We start from the raw sequence: 16,881 nt of genomic DNA, 5'->3' as shown, positions 1-16,881 counted from the left end.
TCACGGGGCCCGGCATCGGGCCCCTCGATTGCGCGGCCCCGCTGGGGGGCGCCCCCCCCCGCCCCGGGTCCCGGCGGAGGCCGCTCTCCGTCTCTCCGCGCGCCCCGCCCCTCAGGGCACCTCGCCTCTGCTGCGGGCATTCGCATACGCCGTCGCCGCACTGATCCGCTCCGCGGGCGTCGCCGCCCGCACCCGGCCCGGCGCCACGTCCCACTCCCGGCCGCCGCCCAGCGGTCTGAGCTGCACGTACGGTCCCTGGTGTCCCATGACCACTCCCACTCTGTTCGTCTCCGTGTCCAAGGCGTACGAGCCCAGTGGCGGTCGCACCGCATTCATCGCAGCGCCGCTACGAGCTGCGCGGCCGTCTGCACCGAGCACCGCCCCAGCTCCACCAGGGGGATCGGGGCCTCGCAGGCCAGTGAGATGGGATCGAGCCGGAGCGAAGGCAACTTGATCCCGGCCTTTTCCAGTGCGGTCCGCAATTCCTCGAGGGTTCGCTCCGCTTCCTCGACCCGGTCCGCTGAATCCTGTGTGTTCACTGTCCGCATCACTTCCCTTCCGCAACGCCCTTCACGCTTCGTGTCCTCACGGTGACGCTCCACACCTAGACTCGGAAGGGGCCTGAGCCCTACAAGCGCGTGGCAGCGCAAGGGGGTTGGCCGTGGCCAACGGTTCACGTCAGGCGGTCTGGGAGTTCTTCGGCACCGAGCTGAAGCGTCGCCGCGAGGAGGCGGGGCTCACTCAGACGGAGTTGGGAGCAAAGGTCTTCGTCTCCGGCGGGTACATCGGCCAGTTCGAGCAGGCGATCAGAAAGCCCCAGTTGGATGTGGCCCAGCGGATCGACCAAGTACTGCAAACCGGCGGTATTTTCGAGCGGCTGTGCAGGAAGCTGATCGATGATCCGAGGTATGCGGACTACTTCGCGCGCGTGGTCGACCTGGAACGACTGGCGACCACGATCTGTGAGTTCGAGCCGACCGTCGTGCCGGGGCTGCTCCAGACGCCCGGCTACGCGCGCGCCCTGATCCTGGCGACGCATCCCTTTGCCGCCGAGGAGTTCGTGGCCGGCAGAGTGGCCGCCCGGGTGGAGCGCTCAGCCGTCCTCAAGGAGGCTGCCCACCCGAGGTATTGGGCGATCCTCCATGAGGCTGCGCTCCGCACAGCCGTCGGTGGAGCGGCGGTCGCGGCAGAGGCGCTGGATCACTTGGCGGAGCTGTCCCGGCAGCGGAGTGCGCTGGTGCAGGTATTGCCGTTCGGGGCAGGCGCCCCTGCCAACAACGGCTCGCTGCGGCTCATGGAGTTCAACGACGCCCCGCCCGTGGCCTATACAGAGACCTCGTTCTCGGGGACCTTGCTCGACGACCCGGCCATGGTGAAGAGGGCACAGGGCGCATACGATCTGCTCAGGGGTGCCGCGCTGTCGCCGGAGGCGTCCCTGGCCCTGATCGAATCGGCGGCTGAGGACTTCAGACGATGCGCCAGTACGACCTGACCGACGCCCACTGGCACAAGAGCAGCTACAGCAACGGCGACGGCGGCAACTGCGTCGAGGTCGCCGGCGGAGTCCCCGGCGTCGTCCCCGTACGGGACAGCAAGGTCGAGGACAGCCCCGTACTCCTCCTCGGCGCCTCCGCCTGGGGCGACTTCCTTGATGCCGTCCGGCACTGAGATCCGCACCCCGCGGCTCGATCTGCTCCCCCTGCGGGTCGGGCACGCCACGGAGATGGCCGGGGTACTGGCCGACCCTGCCCTGCACCGCTTCATCGGCGGGACCCCGTACCCACCGGACGCGCTCACCACCCGGTACCGCCGGCTCGTCGCCGGCTCCCCCGACCCCGAGATCACCTGGCTGAACTGGGTCATCCTGCTGCGCGAGGACTCCCGCCTGACCGGCACCGTCCAGGCGACGCTCAGCACGGCGCGCCGCACCGCCGAGATCGCGTGGGTGGTGGGCACCCCCTGGCAGGGGCGGGGCATCGCCAAGGAGGCGGCCGTGGCCCTGGTCGCGTGGCTGACCGCGTGTCCGGTGCGGAGCATCACCGCGCACATCCACCCCGACCACCACGCCTCGGCGGCCGTGGCGAGGGCGGCGGGCCTCGCCCCCACTCCGGAGCGCCAGGACGGGGAGATCCGCTGGGCGTGTGGCGGCCGTGCCGGGGGCACTGGGGACTGAGGGAGGGAACATGACATCTCGACGCGCGTCCCGTGAGGCACCTGCCTGGACGAAGCCCGGATCTCAGGGGGCCTTCTGGGTGTTCCTGTCGCTGCTGGCACTGAACTTCACCGTACTGGTCATGCGGGTCCTGGGTGGTGCCGGAGCAGGCCGCGTCGGCTCCTCCCTCGGCCTCTGCCTCCTGTTCGCCCTGCTCGGCGTGGCGAACCGGGCGGCGCGGCGCAGACGGTCGACGCCCACGCACTAGACCAGTGGATCACTCGACTCGACCGCCCACCGTGCCAACAGCAGTTCGCGAGGTGGTGACCGGTTCCCGAGGTGCCGGGGTGCTCGGCGCCCCGGAGGCGACATCACCGACAGCGCCCTCGGCGAGGGCAGCGAGCGGTGGGCCCGCCCTTACGGGGCAATCCTCCCCCGAAGGTCGAGCCGGGTGCCGGCCCAGCTCACCGCCACGTCCAGGGGGGTCCGGCTGAGCCCGGCCGCCGTGGCGCTCTCCGCGATCTCGGCGGCCTCCACGTGGCCGTCGCGGCCCGGGCGGGGCGTCAGGAGCCAGATGGGGCCGCCGAAGGTGAGGCCGGTCACGGCATCGGTGAGCGCGTCGAAGAGGTCGCCGTCCTTCTCGCGCCACCACAGGAGCACCGCGTCGGCGAGGTCCTCACCGCCCGCGTCGGCGAGCGCGTCACCGGTCCACTCCTCGACGGCCGCGCGCAGGCGGTCGTCGCAGTCCTCGTCCCAGCCGATCTCCCGCACGACCTGTCCCGCCGTGATCTCCAGCCGATCCGCGAGAATCCGCTCCGCAGTGCTCATCGCCGTCCTCCACACGTAAGACCACGATGCTCAACGCCCGAGGGCTCCCGCGCGTCACGCTCCCCTGTTCAGGACGGCATGCGGGCCGCCGTCAGGACCCGTTCGACCACCTCGACCGGGAGCAGGAGTGCTTCGCCGGCCGAGGTGAGGGCGGTGTGCTCCGCGGGGGTGTAGGGGCCGTCGGCGAGGGCGATGAGGGCGGCGTCCAGGAGGAGGGACTCGCGGCCCGGTGCGGCGAGGTGGGGGGCGAGGGCGGTCAGGGGCGTGCGGGGGTCGCCGCCGTCGACGGTCATGGCGAGGCGTTCCGCCACGTCCTCCTCGCAGCCCGCCGCGCGGACGGTCTCGGCCGCCGTCTCCAGCGCGGCCCGCGCCCCGGTGCCCCCGGCGACCAGCACCGAGACCGCCACCGCGTGGACGGCGTCGCGGAGCAGGACGGAGAGACGGCGGGTGGTGGGGTGGTCGAGCGTGTCCACACCGAAGTGGTGCAGGCAGGACGCGCACTCCACGACCGGCCCGGTCGTCCCGCGCGTCAGCACGGGTACCCCGAGCACGGTGAGGCGGGTGCGGCCGGTGAGGCGCTGGTAGTTGCGGTCGCCGCCGCAGCCGGGGCAGAAGAACTCGCCGTCGCCCTGGGGCGTCCAGGCGGTGCGGGAGCCCAGGATGTGCCGGACGAACCCGGTGGCTCGGCCGTCTCGTCCCCGTACTGGCAGCACGTCGCACCTCCGCACGTCACCACGCGGCCCCATCGCCGCGCTGGCGTGATGTTAGCCACATCACGTGGCCGTAGTCAGCCCTCCGGGCGAGACCGGCCCGTGACCTGCGGCGTTTCCTGGCCGGAAGACGACGCCGCCCCGGCCGCCGTGTGCGGCGGCCGGGGCGGCGAAGCGCCGGGTGGGGCGGGGTCAGCGGGTCGCGCGGTTCACCGCGGAGACGACCGCCTTCAACGACGCACGTGTCGTGTTCGCGTCGATGCCGATGCCCCACAGCACCTTGTCGCCGACCGCGCACTCGATGTAGGAGGCGGCCTGCGCGGACGCGCCCTCGCTCATCGTGTGCTCCTGGTAGTCCAGCAGTCGTACGTCCACGCCCACCGACTGCAGGGCGTCGAAGAACGCAGAGATCGGACCGTTGCCGCTACCGGTCAGCACGGTGTCCACGCCGTCCACCGTCGCCTCCACGGTCAGCGTGTCCACGCCGTCCGTGTCGGTGGTCGACTGCCCGGTGCGGACCTGGATGCGGCCCCAGGGGTTCCCCGGGTTCGGCAGGTACTCGTCCTGGAAGGCGGCCCAGATCTCGCGCGGGGTGATCTCGCCGCCCTCGGCGTCCGTCCTGGCCTGGATGATCTTCGAGAACTCGATCTGCATCCGGCGCGGCAGATCCAGCTTGTGGTCGTTCTTCAGGACGTACGACACACCGCCCTTGCCGGACTGCGAGTTGACCCGGATGACGGCCTCGTAGGAGCGGCCGACGTCCTTGGGGTCGATGGGCAGGTACGGCACCGCCCACTCCAGCTCGCCCACGCCGGCACCGCGCGCGGCCGCGTCGGCATCCATCGCGTCGAAGCCCTTCTTGATGGCGTCCTGGTGGGAGCCGGAGAAGGACGTGTAGACCAGGTCGCCCACGTAGGGGTGGCGCGGGTGGACCTCCATCTGGTTGCAGTACTCCCACGTGCGACGGATCTCGTCGATGTCGGAGAAGTCGATCTGCGGGTCGACGCCCTGCGAGAACAGGTTCATGCCCAGGGTGACCAGGTCGACGTTGCCGGTGCGCTCGCCCTGTCCGAACAGGCAGCCCTCGACGCGGTCGGCGCCGGCCATCAGCGCCAGCTCGGCGGCGGCCACGGCGGTGCCCCGGTCGTTGTGCGGGTGCACGGACAGGACGACGTGCTCGCGGCGGGAGAGGTTGCGGTGCATCCACTCGAACCGGTCGGCGTGCGTGGACGGGGTCGACCGCTCCACCGTGGCGGGCAGGTTGAGGATGATCTCGCGGCCCGGACCGGGCTGGTAGACGTCCATCACCGCCTCGCAGACCTCCAGCGCGAAGTCCAGTTCGGTGTCGGTGAAGATCTCCGGCGAGTACTGGTAGCCGAACTCGGTCTCGGGGCCCAGCAGCTTCTCCGCGTACTCCACCACCAGACGGGTGCCGTCCACGGCGATCTGCTTGATGTCCTCCTTGGAGCCCCGGAAGACCACCCGGCGGAACACGGGCGCGGTGGCGTTGTACAAGTGGACCGTGGCGCGGTGCGCGCCCTTCAGGGACTCCACGGTGCGCTCGATCAGGTCCTCGCGGGCCTGGGTGAGGACGGAGATCGTCACGTCCTCGGGGATCGCGCCCTCCTCCTCGATGATGGAGCGCACGAAGTCGAAGTCGGTCTGGCCGGAGGCGGGGAAGCCGACCTCGATCTCCTTGTAGCCCATCTTGACCAGCTGGTCGAACATCCGGCGCTTGCGCTCGGGCGACATCGGGTCGATCAGGGCCTGGTTGCCGTCGCGCAGGTCGGTGGAGAGCCAGCGGGGGGCGGCGGTGACGCGCTTGCCGGGCCAGGTGCGGTCGGGAATGTCGACCTGCTCGTAGCGTCCGTAGCGCTGGAACGGCATGGGGCTGGGCTGCTGGCGGTTCGCCATGATCGCGTGGGCTCCTCGGAAAGTCCTTGGGACGGCCGACGACGCAACGCCAGACAGCACCGCGGGGAGGGGGTCGGCCTTGCTTACAGGCCCTCGCCGCGGCAGCTAAGGAGAAGCAGCCCGAAACGCATGATGCCGTGCAGCCTAGCCGAGGCCCGCCGGGCGCGCGGGGGCGTATCAGCATGCGGAACCGGGACGGGTGACACGGGCCTCTGACGAGGGCCTCTACCACCCGGTGACGCGGAGTGACGAGAGATATCACCGCATTTCATCAATCACGGTTACAGCTAGTGACTTTCACCTCGCTCGGTGCGACCATTTATCGGCATGACGACCAACGGGGGCCATGAGCCCGTCTTCTGCACGATCGTGCCGCCGCACCTCCTCGACAGGCTCGCGCGCGACTCCGACCCGGCGTTGTCCGGCCCGGCCCGCCGCTCCCTGGAGCGGGACGCGCTGGAGCGCACCCGCCGCCGGCTGACCACCGTGATCGGCTCCCCGTCGCCGGCTGCCGCCGCTCCGGCCGGCGGGGACCAGCCCGACCGCACGATCTTCGACGCCGGGCACGAACAGGACCTTCCCGGCAGGAGGGTCCGCGCCGAGGGCTCCGAGCCGGGCTCCGACGCGACGGTCAACCGGGCCTACGCGGGCCTGGGCGCCACCTTCGAGCTGTACCTGAAGGCGTACGGCCGCCGCTCCATCGACGGCCGGGGCCTCCCGCTCAACGCCACGGTCCACTTCGACAAGGACTACGACAACGCGTTCTGGAACGGCGAGCAGATGGTGTTCGGCGACGGGGACGGCGAGATCTTCCTCGACTTCACCATCCCGGTCGACGTCATCGGCCACGAACTCACCCACGGCGTCACGCAGTACACCGCCAACCTCGCCTACTTCGGCCAGTCCGGCGCGCTCAACGAGTCGCTGTCCGACGTGTTCGGCTCGCTGATCAAGCAGTACACGCTCCGCCAGACCGCCGCCGACGCGGACTGGCTGATCGGCGCCGGCCTGCTCGCCCCGCGCGTCCAGGGCGTGGCCCTGCGCTCGATGAAGGCACCGGGCACCGCGTACGACGACGACGTGCTCGGCAAGGACCCCCAGCCCGCCGACATGCAGCACTACGTGCACACGGGCCGGGACAACGGCGGCGTCCACATCAACTCCGGCATCCCCAACCACGCCTTCTACATCGCGGCCACCGCGATCGGCGGCTACGCGTGGGAGAAGACCGGCCAGATCTGGTACGACGTGCTGACCGGCGGCGAACTCAAGGAGGACGCCCAGTTCGCCGACTTCGCCACGCTCACCGTCAAGGCCGCCCGTGAGCGGTTCGGCGCGGGCGGCGAACTCCAGGCGGTGGAGAAGGCGTGGGAGGAAGTGGGGGTGGAGACGCTGTAGGCGGTGCCGGACACTGGGGCCATGCGTATCCGAGTACGACGTACGGGCGGCTTCGCCGGCATCGAGCGGCTGGCCGAGGTGGACACCTCCGGGTGTGCCGACGCCCACGAGTGGCACACCCTGGCCGACCAGGTCCTGGACGGCGCGCAGGGCACCCCGGTACCGGGTGTCCCGGACGGCTTCCACTACGAGATCACGGTGGACGGCCGCACCGTCCACGCGGCCGACCCCCGGCTGACCGATGTACAGCGGGAGTTGGTGTCGCGGGTGCTGAAGGAGGGGGCTTAGGGTCTTTCGTTCGGATCAGGCCGGATCGGGGAGCGGGATCCGGACCGACGTGACCGTTGACGCGGCGGGGGCCGGGTGCGGATGATCCCGCCCATGGTGACGGACGCGCACGGCCCTCTCCCTCGCTTCCCCGACGGCTTCCTGTGGGGGGTGTCGACCTCCGCGCACCAGATCGAGGGCGCCGCCGACCTGCGCGAACCCTCCGTGTGGGACGTGTTCGCCGCCGAGCCAGGCCGGGTGAAGGACGGCTCCACCGCGGCCGTGGCCTGCGACCACTACCACCGCTATCCGGAGGACGTGGCCCTGCTGGCCGGCCTCGGCGTGGACGCGTACCGCTTCTCCGTCTCCTGGCCGCGCGTCAACTCCCCCGGTGGGCTCGACTTCTACGACCGGCTGGTGGACGCGCTGTGCGAAGCGGGCGTCCAGCCGGTGCCGACGCTGTTCCACTGGGATCTGCCGGCCGGGCTCGACTGGCTGGACCGGGACACCACGTACCGGTTCGCGGACCACGTCTCCGGCGTCGCGGACCGGATCGGAGACCGCGTACCGCGCTGGATCACCCTCAACGAGCCCGCCGAGCACACCCTGCTGGGCCATGCCCTCGGCACTCACGCCCCGGGCCGCGCGCTGCTCTTCGACGCGCTCCCGGCCGCCCACCACCAGCTCCTCGCGCACGGCCTGGCGGTACGGGCGCTGCGCGCGGCCGGGATGAGCGAGATCGGCATCGCCAACAGCCACTCCCCCGTGGAGCCCGCCTCCACCGACCTGGCGGACGTGGAGGCGGCCGCCTTCTACGACCTGCTCCTCAACCGCCTCTTCGCCGAACCCGTCCTGCTGGGCCAGTACCCCGACGGTACGGCCGCGTTGATGCCCGAGGGCACCGAGGACGACCTGCGGATCATCGCGGAGCCACTGGACTGGTACGGGATCAACTACTACGCCCCGGCGCGCGTGGGCGCCCCTCAGGAGGAGCCCGGCGAGTTCGCCGGGGTGGCGCTCCCCGCCGGACTGCCCTTCTCGCTCGGGCAGTTCGAGGGCGTCCCGGTGACCGACTTCGGCTGGCCGGTCGTTCCCGAGGCGCTGACCCGCCTGCTGACCGGGCTCCGGGACCACTACGGCGACCGGCTCCCGCCCCTCGTCATCACCGAGAACGGATGCTCGTACGAGGGGCTGGACGACCGGGACCGCATCACCTACCTGGACGGTCACGTCCGCGCGGTCCACGCCGCGCTCGCCGAGGGGGCCGACGTGCGCGGCTACTTCGTGTGGTCGCTGCTGGACAACTTCGAGTGGGCCGAGGGCTACGCCCGCCGTTTCGGCCTGGTGGACGTGGACTTCGCCACGCTGCGGCGGACACCGAAGGCGTCGTACCGCTGGTACCGGGACCTGCTGCGGGCGCAGCGGCGCTGAGGGCTCAGAAGCCGAGCTTGCGGAGCTGCTTGGGGTCGCGCTGCCAGTCCTTGGCGACCTTCACGTGCAGGTCGAGGAAGACGGGCGTGCCGAGCAGGGCCTCGATCTGCTTGCGGGACTTGATGCCCACGTCCTTCAGGCGCTTGCCCTTGGGGCCGATGATGATCCCCTTCTGGCTCGGGCGCTCGATGTAGACGTTGGCGTGGATGTCGAGCAGGGGCTTGTCGGCCGGGCGGTCCTCGCGCGGCAGCATCTCCTCGACGACGACGGCGATGGAGTGCGGCAGCTCGTCGCGCACGCCCTCCAGCGCGGCCTCGCGGATCAGCTCCGCGATCATGACCTGCTCGGGCTCGTCGGTGAGGTCGCCCTCGGGGTACAGCGCCGGGCCCTCGGGAAGCAGCGGCACGATCAGGTCGGCCAGCAGGCCGATCTGCTTGTCGCCCACCGCGGAGACCGGCACGATCTCGGCCCATTCGAAGCCCAGCTCCTTGCCGAGCTGGTCGATGGCGATGAGCTGCTCGGCGAGGGTCTTGGAGTCGACCAGGTCGGTCTTGGTGACGATGGCGACCTTGGGGGTCTTCTTGATCCCGGCCAGTTCCTTGGCGATGAAGCGGTCGCCGGGGCCGATCTTCTCGTTCGCCGGGAGGCAGAAGCCGATCACGTCGACCTCGGCCCAGGTGGTGCGCACCACGTCGTTGAGCCGCTCGCCGAGCAGGGTGCGCGGCTTGTGGAGACCGGGGGTGTCGACCAGGATCAGCTGGGCGTCGTCCCGGTGCACGATGCCGCGCACGGTGTGCCGGGTGGTCTGCGGCTGGTCGGCGGTGATGGCCACCTTCTGCCCGACCAGAGCGTTCGTGAGGGTGGACTTGCCCGCGTTGGGACGGCCCACGAAGCACGCGAAGCCTGCGCGGTGGGCGTTCTCGCCCGACCGCTCGGATGACTGGGTACGAACGCTCATGCCGACCATTCTCCCTGATCCGCGAGCCCGTGCCGCACAGGCGTCCGCCACACCCGCGCGACCGGCGGCACAGAGCGCCGACGTGTGCCGAAACCTGCTGGAAACGCCCCTGTAGGCGACCGGAAACGCGCACCCGTGACCCTCTGACGAGCCCGCTCCCCGGATCACTGGAGACGCCCGTGACCCTCGCCGCCGCACACGCGGACACCGGTGACACCGCCTGGCTGCTCGCCGCCACCGCCCTGGTCCTGTTGATGACACCGGGCCTGGCCCTGTTCTACGGCGGCATGGTCCGCGCGAAGAGCGTCCTCAACATGCTGATGATGAGCTTCGTGTCCATAGCCCTGGTCACCGTGGTCTGGCTGGCGGCCGGCTACTCCCTCGCCTTCACCGACGACATCGGCGGCGGCCTGCTCGGCGGGCTGGCGGACGCCGGGATGGCCGGGGTGGACCCGGCCGGTCTGCACGGCACGGTGCCCACGCTGCTCTTCGCCACCTTCCAGCTCACCTTCGCGATCATCACGGCCGCCCTGATCAGCGGCGCGGTCGCGGACCGCACCCGGTTCGGGGCGTGGCTGGTGCTGGTGCCGGTGTGGACGCTGCTCGTATACGTCCCGGTCACCCACTGGGTGTGGGGGCCGGGCGGGTGGATCGGCGCGAGGCTGGGTGCGCTGGACTTCGCGGGCGGTCTGCCGGTCGAGATCACGTCCGGGGCCTCGGGGCTCGCGTTGTGTCTGGTGCTCGGACCCCGGCTGGGCTTCAAGAAGGAGGCCATGCGGCCGCACAGTCTGCCGATGGTGATGCTCGGTGCCGGGCTGCTGTGGTTCGGCTGGTTCGGCTTCAACGCGGGCTCCGCGCTCGGCGCGAACGGCCTCGCCGCGGCTGCCTTCCTCAACACCATGGCCGCCGGCTGCACCGGTCTGCTGGGCTGGCTCCTGGTCGAGCAGAAGCGGGACGGCCACCCCACGACCCTGGGCGCCGCCTCCGGCGCGGTCGCGGGCCTGGTCGCCATCACCCCGTCCTGCGGCACCGTCCCGCTGCTGGGAGCACTGGCCGTCGGGCTGGCCGCCGGGATCGTCTGCTCGTACGCGGTGGGCTGGAAGTTCAGGCTGAACTACGACGACTCCCTCGACGTCGTCGGCGTCCACCTGGTCGGCGGGGTGATCGGCACGCTGCTGATCGGCCTGTTCGCGGACAAGGCCCTGACCGGCGGCCCGGAGGGTCTGCTGTACGGCGGCGGGCCCGGGCTGCTGGGCCGCCAGCTCCTCGCGGTCCTCGCGGTCGCCGGGTACGCCTTCGGGGTGACGTACGGGCTGGGCAGGGTGCTGGACCGCACGCTGGGGCTGCGCGCAGGCGAGGACGAGGAGCGCGCCGGGCTCGACCTCACGGTGCACGCCGAGACGGCCTACGATCACGGGGTCCTGGGCCATGGCGCCCCCGTCAGGAAGGCCGAGACCCCCGCATGAAGCTCATCACCGCCGTCGTGAAGCCCTACCGTCTGGACGAGGTGAAGTCCGCCCTGCGCGACCTCGGCATCGACGGCCTCACCGTCACCGAGGCCAGCGGCTACGGCCGCCAGCGCGGCCACACCGAGGTCTACCGGGGCGCGGAGTACGTGGTGGACCTCGTCCCCAAGGTCCGCCTGGAGCTGCTCGTCGAGGACGCGGTGGCCGAGGAGGCGATCGACGCCATCGTGAAGGCGGCGAGGACGGGCAGGATCGGGGACGGCAAGGTGTGGTCGGTACCGGTGGAGACGGTGGTGCGGGTGCGGACCGGAGAGCGGGGACCGGACGCGCTGTGACCGGTCCCCGGACGCCCGCTTCAGCCGGTCGTGGCGGTCGACCTGACCACGCCGTCGGCCCCGGCGAGCAGCACGGGCGTGCCCGCACCCCCGAGGTCGGCGACCGCGGCCAGGTCCTCCGCCGGGAGGCCCTCCGCCTCGCTGACCACGGCCGCCGCCTCCAGGGACTCCGCTCCCGAGGCCACCGCCATGGCGACAGCCGTACGCAGCGCGCTCAGCGGGAGCGAGGGGAGGGACACCGTCCCGGCCGCGTAGGTCCGCCCGGTGGAGTCCCGCACGGCGGCCCCCTCCGGCACCCCGTTCCGCGCCCGCACCGACCGGGCCAGGGTCACGATCTTCCGGTCCTCAGGATCAAGCTCGTTCTCGCTCATGCCCCGAGCATACGAACCCCGGCGTCCCTGTCCGCCGGCCGCTCCGGCTTCGCCGCGGTGTCCGCTGACACGGGGTCACCGCGCACCCGAAGGGGATTTCAGGGGCGGTCGAGCTTCAGCCGCTCGGCCCTCGGCAGGCCCGCGACGACGAGGTCGTAGGAGTCCTCGACCAGTTCCTCGACCAGGGCGTCGGGCAGGCCCGAGTCGGAGCCGGAGTCCACGGTGACGGTGTTCCAGTGCCGCTTGTTCATGTGGTAGCCCGGCACGATCAGGCCCTCGTGGTCGGCCCGGAGCCGCTGGGCGTCCTCCGGGTCGCATTTGAGGTTGACCGTCAGGGGCCGCGCGTCCAGTGCCGACAGGGCGAACATCTTGCCCAGCACCTTGAAGACCGAGGTGTCCGGGTTGAAGGGGAACTCCTCCTCCACCGCGTTGAAGGACAGGCAGAGGGCGCGCAGCTCCTGGGGCCTCATTCCGTGCTCTCCTCCCGCGCCGGGTCCCCGGCGGGCTCGACCAGTACCGTCACGATCTTGTTCCGGCGGCCGGCGGCGGCCTCGGCGGTCAGCTTCAGCCGTCGCTCGTCGGGCAGTTCGACCTCGGCGCTCGCGCCGGCGATGGGCACGCGGCCCAGCGCCTTCGCGAGCAGTCCGCCCACGGTTTCCACGTCCTCGTCGTCGTACTCCTCCAGCCCGTACAACTCGCCGAGGTCGGTGATGTCCAGGCGGGCGGTGACCCGGTGGCGGCCCTCGCCGAGGTCCTCCACGGGCGGGAGTTCACGGTCGTACTCGTCGGTGATCTCGCCGACGATCTCCTCCAGGATGTCCTCGATGGTGACGATCCCGGCCGTGCCGCCGTACTCGTCGATGACGACGGCGACGTGGTTGCGTTCCTTCTGCATCTCGCGCAGCAGGTCGCCCGCGTTCTTGGTGTCGGGGACGAAGACGGCGGGGCGCATCGCGGTGGAGACCAGGTCGTTCTCGGCGTCGCGGTTGATGTGCGTCTTGCGGACCAGGTCCTTCAGATACACGACGCCGACGATGTCGTCCTCGCTCTCCCCGGTGACCGGGATGCGGGAGAACCCGGAGCGCAGGGCGAGGGTGAGGGCCTGGCGGATGGTCTTGTACCGCTCGATGACGACGAGGTCGGTGCGCGGCACCATCACCTCGCGGACCAGGGTGTCGCCCAGTTCGAAGACGGAGTGCACCATGCGGCGCTCCTCGTCGGCGATCAGCGACTCCTGCTCGGCGAGGTCGACCATGGCGCGCAGCTCCGCCTCGGAGGCGAAGGGGCCGCGCCGGAAGCCCTTGCCGGGGGTGAGCGCGTTGCCGATGAGGATCAGCAGCGAGGGCACCGGGCCCATGACGCGGGCCAGCGGCAGCAGTACGTAGGCGGCGGCGGTGGCCGTGCTCAGCGGGTGCTGGCGGCCGATGGTGCGGGGCGAGACGCCGACGGCGACGTACGAGACCAGCACCATCACCGCGATGGCGACGAGGAGGGCCTGCCAGGTCGCGTCGAAGGCTCGCAGGCAGGCGTAGGTGACGAGGGCGGCGGCGGCCATCTCGCAGGCCACGCGGACCAGCAGGGCCACGTTGAGGTAGCGGGTGGGGTCGGCGGCGACCTGCGCCAGCCTGGCGCTGCCCCGGCGGCCGGACTTGACGGCCTCCTCGGCGCGGAAGCTGGAGACGCGGGCGATGCCCGCCTCGGCGCAGGCGGCGAGCCAGGCCACGACGATCAGCGCGACCGCGCCGATCACGATCTGCGGACTCATTCGGGAACCGGCCGCCCTACGAGACGGTCGGGGCCGGGGACGGCCCGGTCAGGCCGCGCTCGGCCCGCCAGCCGTCGACGATGGCGGCCTGGAGGCCGAACATCTCGGCCTTCTCGTCGGGCTCCTCGTGGTCGTAGCCGAGGAGGTGCAGGACACCGTGCACGGTGAGGAGCTGGAGCTCCTCGTCCATGGAGTGCTGGGTGGGCGCGTCCTTGCCCTGCTGGGCCGCGACCTCCGGGCACAGGACGATGTCGCCGAGCAGACCCTGCGGGGGCTCCTCGTCGTCCTTGCCCGGCGGACGCAGCTCGTCCATCGGGAACGACATGACGTCCGTCGGTCCCGGCAGGTCCATCCACTGGATGTGGAGCTGCTCCATGGCGTCGGCGTCCACGACGATCACCGACAGTTCGGAGAGCGGGTGGATGCGCATCCGGGCGAGCGCGTACCGGGCGATGTCCAGCACCGCCTGCTCGTCCACCTCGGTGCCGGATTCGTTGTTGACGTCGATCGACATGGTCGTGCTGGTCTACTTCCCCTTGGAGCCCTTGGCGCCGGTCCTGCCCGTGCCCTCGTGGCTGTCGTACTTCTCGTACGCGTCGACGATACGGCCCACCAGCTTGTGCCGGACGACGTCCTGGGAGGAGAGGCGGGAGAAGTGGACGTCCTCGACGCCCTCCAGGATGTCCTGCACCTGACGCAGGCCGCTCTTGGTGCCGCCCGGGAGGTCGACCTGGGTGACGTCACCGGTGATGACGATCTTCGAGTCGAAGCCGAGGCGGGTGAGGAACATCTTCATCTGCTCGGGGCTGGTGTTCTGGGCCTCGTCCAGGATGATGAAGGCGTCGTTCAGGGTCCGGCCGCGCATGTACGCGAGCGGGGCGACCTCGATGGTGCCCGCCGCCATCAGGCGCGGGATCGAGTCGGGGTCGAGCATGTCGTGCAGCGCGTCGTAGAGCGGGCGCAGGTACGGGTCGATCTTCTCGTACAGGGTGCCGGGGAGGAAGCCGAGGCGTTCGCCGGCCTCGACCGCCGGGCGGGTCAGGATGATGCGGTTGACCTGCTTGGACTGGAGCGCCTGTACCGCCTTGGCCATGGCGAGGTAGGTCTTGCCGGTACCGGCGGGGCCGATGCCGAAGACGATGGTGTGCTTGTCGATGGCGTCGACGTAGCGCTTCTGGTTCAGGGTCTTGGGACGGATCGTGCGGCCGCGCGAGGACAGGATGTTCTGCGTCAGCACCTCGGCCGGGGTCTCGGGGCCGTCGCTCGTGCCGTTGTCGCTCGCCTTGAGCATCGCGATCGAGCGTTCCACCGCATCCTCCGTCATCGGCTGCCCGGTGCGGAGCACCAGCATCATCTCGTCGAACACACGCTGGATCAGGGCGACTTCCGCCGGGTCGCCGACCGCGCTGATCTCGTTGCCCCGGACGTGGATGTCGGCTGCCGGGAAGGCCTTCTCGATCACGCGCAGGAGGGAGTCGCCGGAGCCCAGCACGGTCACCATCGGGTGCTGTGCGGGGACGCTGATCCGTGCTCTCGCCCGGTCCTGCGCGGAGGTGTGAGCTGTCGGTGTCTGAGTCATGGGCCGGCTCTGATGGCCTGCGATTCCTCCTCATCCCGGCCACCCCCGTCGGCGGCCTCGGCCTCTCCAGCGTACGCCGCTCCGCCGTCAACCCCGCAGTGGTTTTCACCCACAGGGGTGGGTGTGCCCGCGGCGCCCCGGCGGGCACAGGAGGTGACCGGCCCGAACCGGCAGGCGCCGGTGCCCGCGCCCGCGCCTACGCGTTGCGGCCGAATCCGATGGTCGGGACCGCTCGGCGCAGGGGCCAGGGGCGGTCCAGGTGGGCGGGGATCAGGGGGTCGAGGAAGGCGTAGCGGCGCAGGGCAGCGGGGTTCTGGGTGTCGAGGGACTGGACCCGGCGCCACCAGGCGCCGATCTCCGACCAGCCGGGGGCGGACAGGGAGCCGCCGAACTCCTGGACGGAGAGTGCGGCGGTGAGGCCGGCGAGGGCGAGGCGGTCGGCGAGCGGCCAGCCGGCGAGGGTGCCGGTGACGAAGCCGGCCACGAAGACGTCGCCGGCGCCGGTGGGGTCGAGGGCCTCCACCGCGATGGCGGGCACCTCGGCGGTCTCGCCGGTGCGCCGGTCCACCGCGTAGGCCCCCTCGGCGCCGAGGGTGACGACCGCGAGGGGTACGTGCTCGGTGAGGGCGTGCGCTGCCGCCTTGGGGCAGGTGGAGCCGGTGTAGCGCATCGCCTCCTCCGCGTTGGGCAGGAACGCCTCGCAGTGCTCCAGGTCGGCCAGCCCGGCCAGGTCCCAGGCGCCGGTGTCGTCCCAGCCGACGTCGGCGAAGATCCGGGTGCCCTGGCGGGCGGCCTGGGCGATCCAGGGCGCCCGGCGCCCCGGTGTGAGCGAGGCGACGGCGGCCCGCGCGGGCGGCGGGCAGTCGGGCGCGGGCTCCTCCGGGGGCGGCTCGTGGCCGTGGGAGATCATCGTGCGCTCCCCCTCGTACGCCATGGAGACGGTCACCGGCGAGTGCCAGCCGGGCACCGTGCGCGAGGGGGTGAGGTCGATGCCCTCGCCCCGTGCGAGCGCGTCCCAGCAGTACTCCCCGTAGTGGTCGTCCCCGAAGGCCGCCGCCAGTGAGGTGCGCAGGCCGAGGCGGGCCAGGGCGGCGGCCATGTTGGCGACGCCGCCGGGGCTGGAGCCCATCCCGCGCGCCCATGACTCGGTACCGCGCACGGGGGCGGTGTCGAGCCCGGTGAAGACGATGTCGAGGAAGACGGTGCCGGTGAGGTAGACGTCCCAGGGCGGATCGCCGGGGGCGCGCAGGGCGGCCAGCGGGTCGACCTGGGCCTGGTGGCGCGCTGTCCGGGTGAGGTGCTCCGGGTCGCCTCCGGTTTCCTCTCCGGCGGTCGCGTGGGACGGCATCAGTGCGGGCTCCCTGACGTGGTGCGGATCTGGCCAGTGTGCACCACCGACCGGCCGTTGGCCGAGGGCCGGTCGGGGACGAGGCGCGGCGGCGGCACCAGCGGTGCGTCCGCCCCGGCCGGCTCCTCGACGGTGACGCGGACGACCTGGCGCCAGTCGCCCTCGTCCGGGGAGAGGAACTCCCCGGTGCCGGGGCGGGGCAGAGGGAGGGCGTCAATGGCGCGGCGTCCGGACGGAGTTCGCACGGACGGAGGGAGCGGCGGGGGGCGAGCGGAAGCAGGCGGGCGCGGAACGGGGGCGCACAGCGAAGAGCCCCACCCCGCTCGGGAGCGGGACGGGGCTCTGTTCGGAGCGCCGGG

21 protein-coding genes are annotated in these 16,881 nt (G+C 71.6%); 9 read left to right on the top strand and 12 right to left on the bottom strand.

Features of this window, described 5'->3' with window-relative positions:
- Positions 1–111: 111 nt before the first annotated feature.
- Positions 112–327 carry a hypothetical protein gene (locus ACWCV3_RS23750; RefSeq protein ID WP_451227596.1) on the bottom strand — a complete coding sequence of 72 codons (216 nt, stop codon included), beginning with the start codon at positions 325–327 and terminating at the stop codon, positions 112–114.
- A gap of 334 nt (positions 328–661) precedes the next feature.
- On the opposite strand from ACWCV3_RS23750, the gene ACWCV3_RS23745 reads away from it, so the two are divergent.
- From ACWCV3_RS23745 to ACWCV3_RS23730, 4 genes are read left to right on the top strand one after another with little or no spacing between them, the layout of a single operon-like run.
- The gene (locus ACWCV3_RS23745) at positions 662–1,492 is read left to right on the top strand and encodes a helix-turn-helix domain-containing protein (RefSeq protein ID WP_451227593.1); all 831 of its coding nucleotides are present in this window, start codon (positions 662–664) and stop codon (positions 1,490–1,492) included.
- Positions 1,474–1,668 carry a DUF397 domain-containing protein gene (locus ACWCV3_RS23740; protein ID WP_451227590.1) on the top strand — a complete coding sequence of 65 codons (195 nt, stop codon included), beginning with the start codon at positions 1,474–1,476 and terminating at the stop codon, positions 1,666–1,668. The genes ACWCV3_RS23745 and ACWCV3_RS23740 overlap by 19 nt, the downstream gene beginning before the upstream one ends.
- Positions 1,652–2,173: a GNAT family N-acetyltransferase gene (locus ACWCV3_RS23735; RefSeq protein WP_451227587.1), complete on the top strand. Its 522-nt coding sequence runs from the start codon at positions 1,652–1,654 to the stop codon at positions 2,171–2,173. The genes ACWCV3_RS23740 and ACWCV3_RS23735 overlap by 17 nt, the downstream gene beginning before the upstream one ends.
- A gap of 10 nt (positions 2,174–2,183) precedes the next feature.
- A complete protein-coding gene (locus tag ACWCV3_RS23730; RefSeq protein ID WP_451227584.1) occupies positions 2,184–2,420 on the top strand; it encodes a hypothetical protein in 237 nt (78 codons plus the stop codon).
- A 149-nt stretch (positions 2,421–2,569) separates the two neighbouring features.
- Here the strand turns inward: ACWCV3_RS23730 and ACWCV3_RS23725 are convergent, their stop codons facing one another.
- From ACWCV3_RS23725 to leuA, 3 genes are all read right to left on the bottom strand, one after another.
- Positions 2,570–2,980, bottom strand: coding sequence for a DUF3052 domain-containing protein (locus ACWCV3_RS23725; protein WP_451227582.1), 411 nt, complete (start codon positions 2,978–2,980; stop codon positions 2,570–2,572).
- A 68-nt stretch (positions 2,981–3,048) separates the two neighbouring features.
- A complete protein-coding gene (locus tag ACWCV3_RS23720) occupies positions 3,049–3,693 on the bottom strand; it encodes a TerB family tellurite resistance protein (RefSeq protein WP_451227579.1) in 645 nt (214 codons plus the stop codon).
- Positions 3,694–3,882: 189 nt separating this feature from the next.
- On the bottom strand, positions 3,883–5,604 hold the full coding sequence (leuA, locus tag ACWCV3_RS23715) for a 2-isopropylmalate synthase (protein ID WP_451227576.1): 1,722 nt from the start codon (positions 5,602–5,604) through the stop codon (positions 3,883–3,885).
- Between the two features lie 327 nt (positions 5,605–5,931).
- On the opposite strand from leuA, the gene ACWCV3_RS23710 reads away from it, so the two are divergent.
- From ACWCV3_RS23710 to ACWCV3_RS23700, 3 genes are all read left to right on the top strand, one after another.
- Positions 5,932–7,002 carry a M4 family metallopeptidase gene (locus tag ACWCV3_RS23710; protein WP_451227573.1) on the top strand — a complete coding sequence of 357 codons (1,071 nt, stop codon included), beginning with the start codon at positions 5,932–5,934 and terminating at the stop codon, positions 7,000–7,002.
- 21 nt (positions 7,003–7,023) lie between these two features.
- Positions 7,024–7,290 carry a protealysin inhibitor emfourin gene (locus ACWCV3_RS23705; protein ID WP_451227570.1) on the top strand — a complete coding sequence of 89 codons (267 nt, stop codon included), beginning with the start codon at positions 7,024–7,026 and terminating at the stop codon, positions 7,288–7,290.
- Between the two features lie 93 nt (positions 7,291–7,383).
- Positions 7,384–8,700 carry a GH1 family beta-glucosidase gene (locus tag ACWCV3_RS23700; protein WP_451227567.1) on the top strand — a complete coding sequence of 439 codons (1,317 nt, stop codon included), beginning with the start codon at positions 7,384–7,386 and terminating at the stop codon, positions 8,698–8,700.
- Positions 8,701–8,704: 4 nt separating this feature from the next.
- On the opposite strand, the gene era is transcribed toward ACWCV3_RS23700, so the two are convergent.
- On the bottom strand, positions 8,705–9,658 hold the full coding sequence (era, locus tag ACWCV3_RS23695) for a GTPase Era (RefSeq protein ID WP_451227564.1): 954 nt from the start codon (positions 9,656–9,658) through the stop codon (positions 8,705–8,707).
- Between the two features lie 179 nt (positions 9,659–9,837).
- On the opposite strand from era, the gene ACWCV3_RS23690 reads away from it, so the two are divergent.
- Together ACWCV3_RS23690 and ACWCV3_RS23685 are read left to right on the top strand one after the other, a co-directional pair.
- Positions 9,838–11,124 carry an ammonium transporter gene (locus ACWCV3_RS23690; protein ID WP_451227562.1) on the top strand — a complete coding sequence of 429 codons (1,287 nt, stop codon included), beginning with the start codon at positions 9,838–9,840 and terminating at the stop codon, positions 11,122–11,124.
- The gene (locus tag ACWCV3_RS23685) at positions 11,121–11,459 is read left to right on the top strand and encodes a P-II family nitrogen regulator (protein ID WP_451227559.1); all 339 of its coding nucleotides are present in this window, start codon (positions 11,121–11,123) and stop codon (positions 11,457–11,459) included. Before ACWCV3_RS23690 ends, ACWCV3_RS23685 begins: the two co-directional genes overlap by 4 nt.
- A 20-nt stretch (positions 11,460–11,479) precedes the next feature.
- Here ACWCV3_RS23685 and ACWCV3_RS23680 read toward each other — a convergent pair whose 3' ends face one another.
- From ACWCV3_RS23680 to ACWCV3_RS23650, 7 genes are all read right to left on the bottom strand, one after another.
- Positions 11,480–11,830: a cytidine deaminase gene (locus ACWCV3_RS23680; protein WP_451227556.1), complete on the bottom strand. Its 351-nt coding sequence runs from the start codon at positions 11,828–11,830 to the stop codon at positions 11,480–11,482.
- Positions 11,831–11,928: 98 nt separating this feature from the next.
- Positions 11,929–12,300 (bottom strand): MmcQ/YjbR family DNA-binding protein, encoded by a 372-nt coding sequence (locus ACWCV3_RS23675; RefSeq protein WP_451227553.1) that lies wholly within the window; start codon positions 12,298–12,300, stop codon positions 11,929–11,931.
- The gene (locus ACWCV3_RS23670) at positions 12,297–13,595 is read right to left on the bottom strand and encodes a hemolysin family protein (protein ID WP_451227550.1); all 1,299 of its coding nucleotides are present in this window, start codon (positions 13,593–13,595) and stop codon (positions 12,297–12,299) included. The genes ACWCV3_RS23675 and ACWCV3_RS23670 overlap by 4 nt, the downstream gene beginning before the upstream one ends.
- A 16-nt stretch (positions 13,596–13,611) precedes the next feature.
- Entirely contained in the window at positions 13,612–14,109 is a 498-nt protein-coding gene (ybeY, locus tag ACWCV3_RS23665; RefSeq protein WP_030814839.1) for an rRNA maturation RNase YbeY, read from the bottom strand.
- 12 nt (positions 14,110–14,121) lie between these two features.
- Positions 14,122–15,174, bottom strand: a complete 1,053-nt coding sequence (locus ACWCV3_RS23660; protein ID WP_451227547.1) for a PhoH family protein — start codon at positions 15,172–15,174, stop codon at positions 14,122–14,124.
- A 196-nt stretch (positions 15,175–15,370) separates the two neighbouring features.
- Positions 15,371–16,525: a carbohydrate kinase family protein gene (locus ACWCV3_RS23655; RefSeq protein WP_451227605.1), complete on the bottom strand. Its 1,155-nt coding sequence runs from the start codon at positions 16,523–16,525 to the stop codon at positions 15,371–15,373.
- Positions 16,522–16,767: a hypothetical protein gene (locus tag ACWCV3_RS23650; protein ID WP_451227544.1), complete on the bottom strand. Its 246-nt coding sequence runs from the start codon at positions 16,765–16,767 to the stop codon at positions 16,522–16,524. Before ACWCV3_RS23650 ends, ACWCV3_RS23655 begins: the two co-directional genes overlap by 4 nt.
- Positions 16,768–16,881: the final 114 nt, after the last annotated feature.

Source organism: Streptomyces sp. NPDC001781 (assembly GCF_053596035.1).
The sequence above is the reverse complement of the archived record's forward strand: the minus strand, read 5'-3'. Positions and strand labels throughout refer to the sequence as shown.

Coding starts and splice junctions, on each gene's coding strand:
- ACWCV3_RS23740 (WP_451227590.1), top strand. CDS start 1,474: ATGCGCCAGTACGACCTGACCGACGCCCACTGGCACAAGAGCAGCTAC.
- ACWCV3_RS23735 (WP_451227587.1), top strand. CDS start 1,652: ATGCCGTCCGGCACTGAGATCCGCACCCCGCGGCTCGATCTGCTCCCC.
- ACWCV3_RS23730 (WP_451227584.1), top strand. CDS start 2,184: ATGACATCTCGACGCGCGTCCCGTGAGGCACCTGCCTGGACGAAGCCC.
- ACWCV3_RS23725 (WP_451227582.1), bottom strand. CDS start 2,980: ATGAGCACTGCGGAGCGGATTCTCGCGGATCGGCTGGAGATCACGGCG.
- leuA (WP_451227576.1), bottom strand. CDS start 5,604: ATGGCGAACCGCCAGCAGCCCAGCCCCATGCCGTTCCAGCGCTACGGA.
- ACWCV3_RS23710 (WP_451227573.1), top strand. CDS start 5,932: ATGACGACCAACGGGGGCCATGAGCCCGTCTTCTGCACGATCGTGCCG.
- ACWCV3_RS23705 (WP_451227570.1), top strand. CDS start 7,024: ATGCGTATCCGAGTACGACGTACGGGCGGCTTCGCCGGCATCGAGCGG.
- ACWCV3_RS23700 (WP_451227567.1), top strand. CDS start 7,384: ATGGTGACGGACGCGCACGGCCCTCTCCCTCGCTTCCCCGACGGCTTC.
- era (WP_451227564.1), bottom strand. CDS start 9,658: ATGAGCGTTCGTACCCAGTCATCCGAGCGGTCGGGCGAGAACGCCCAC.
- ACWCV3_RS23685 (WP_451227559.1), top strand. CDS start 11,121: ATGAAGCTCATCACCGCCGTCGTGAAGCCCTACCGTCTGGACGAGGTG.
- ACWCV3_RS23680 (WP_451227556.1), bottom strand. CDS start 11,830: ATGAGCGAGAACGAGCTTGATCCTGAGGACCGGAAGATCGTGACCCTG.
- ACWCV3_RS23675 (WP_451227553.1), bottom strand. CDS start 12,300: ATGAGGCCCCAGGAGCTGCGCGCCCTCTGCCTGTCCTTCAACGCGGTG.
- ACWCV3_RS23670 (WP_451227550.1), bottom strand. CDS start 13,595: ATGAGTCCGCAGATCGTGATCGGCGCGGTCGCGCTGATCGTCGTGGCC.
- ybeY (WP_030814839.1), bottom strand. CDS start 14,109: ATGTCGATCGACGTCAACAACGAATCCGGCACCGAGGTGGACGAGCAG.
- ACWCV3_RS23660 (WP_451227547.1), bottom strand. CDS start 15,174: ATGACTCAGACACCGACAGCTCACACCTCCGCGCAGGACCGGGCGAGA.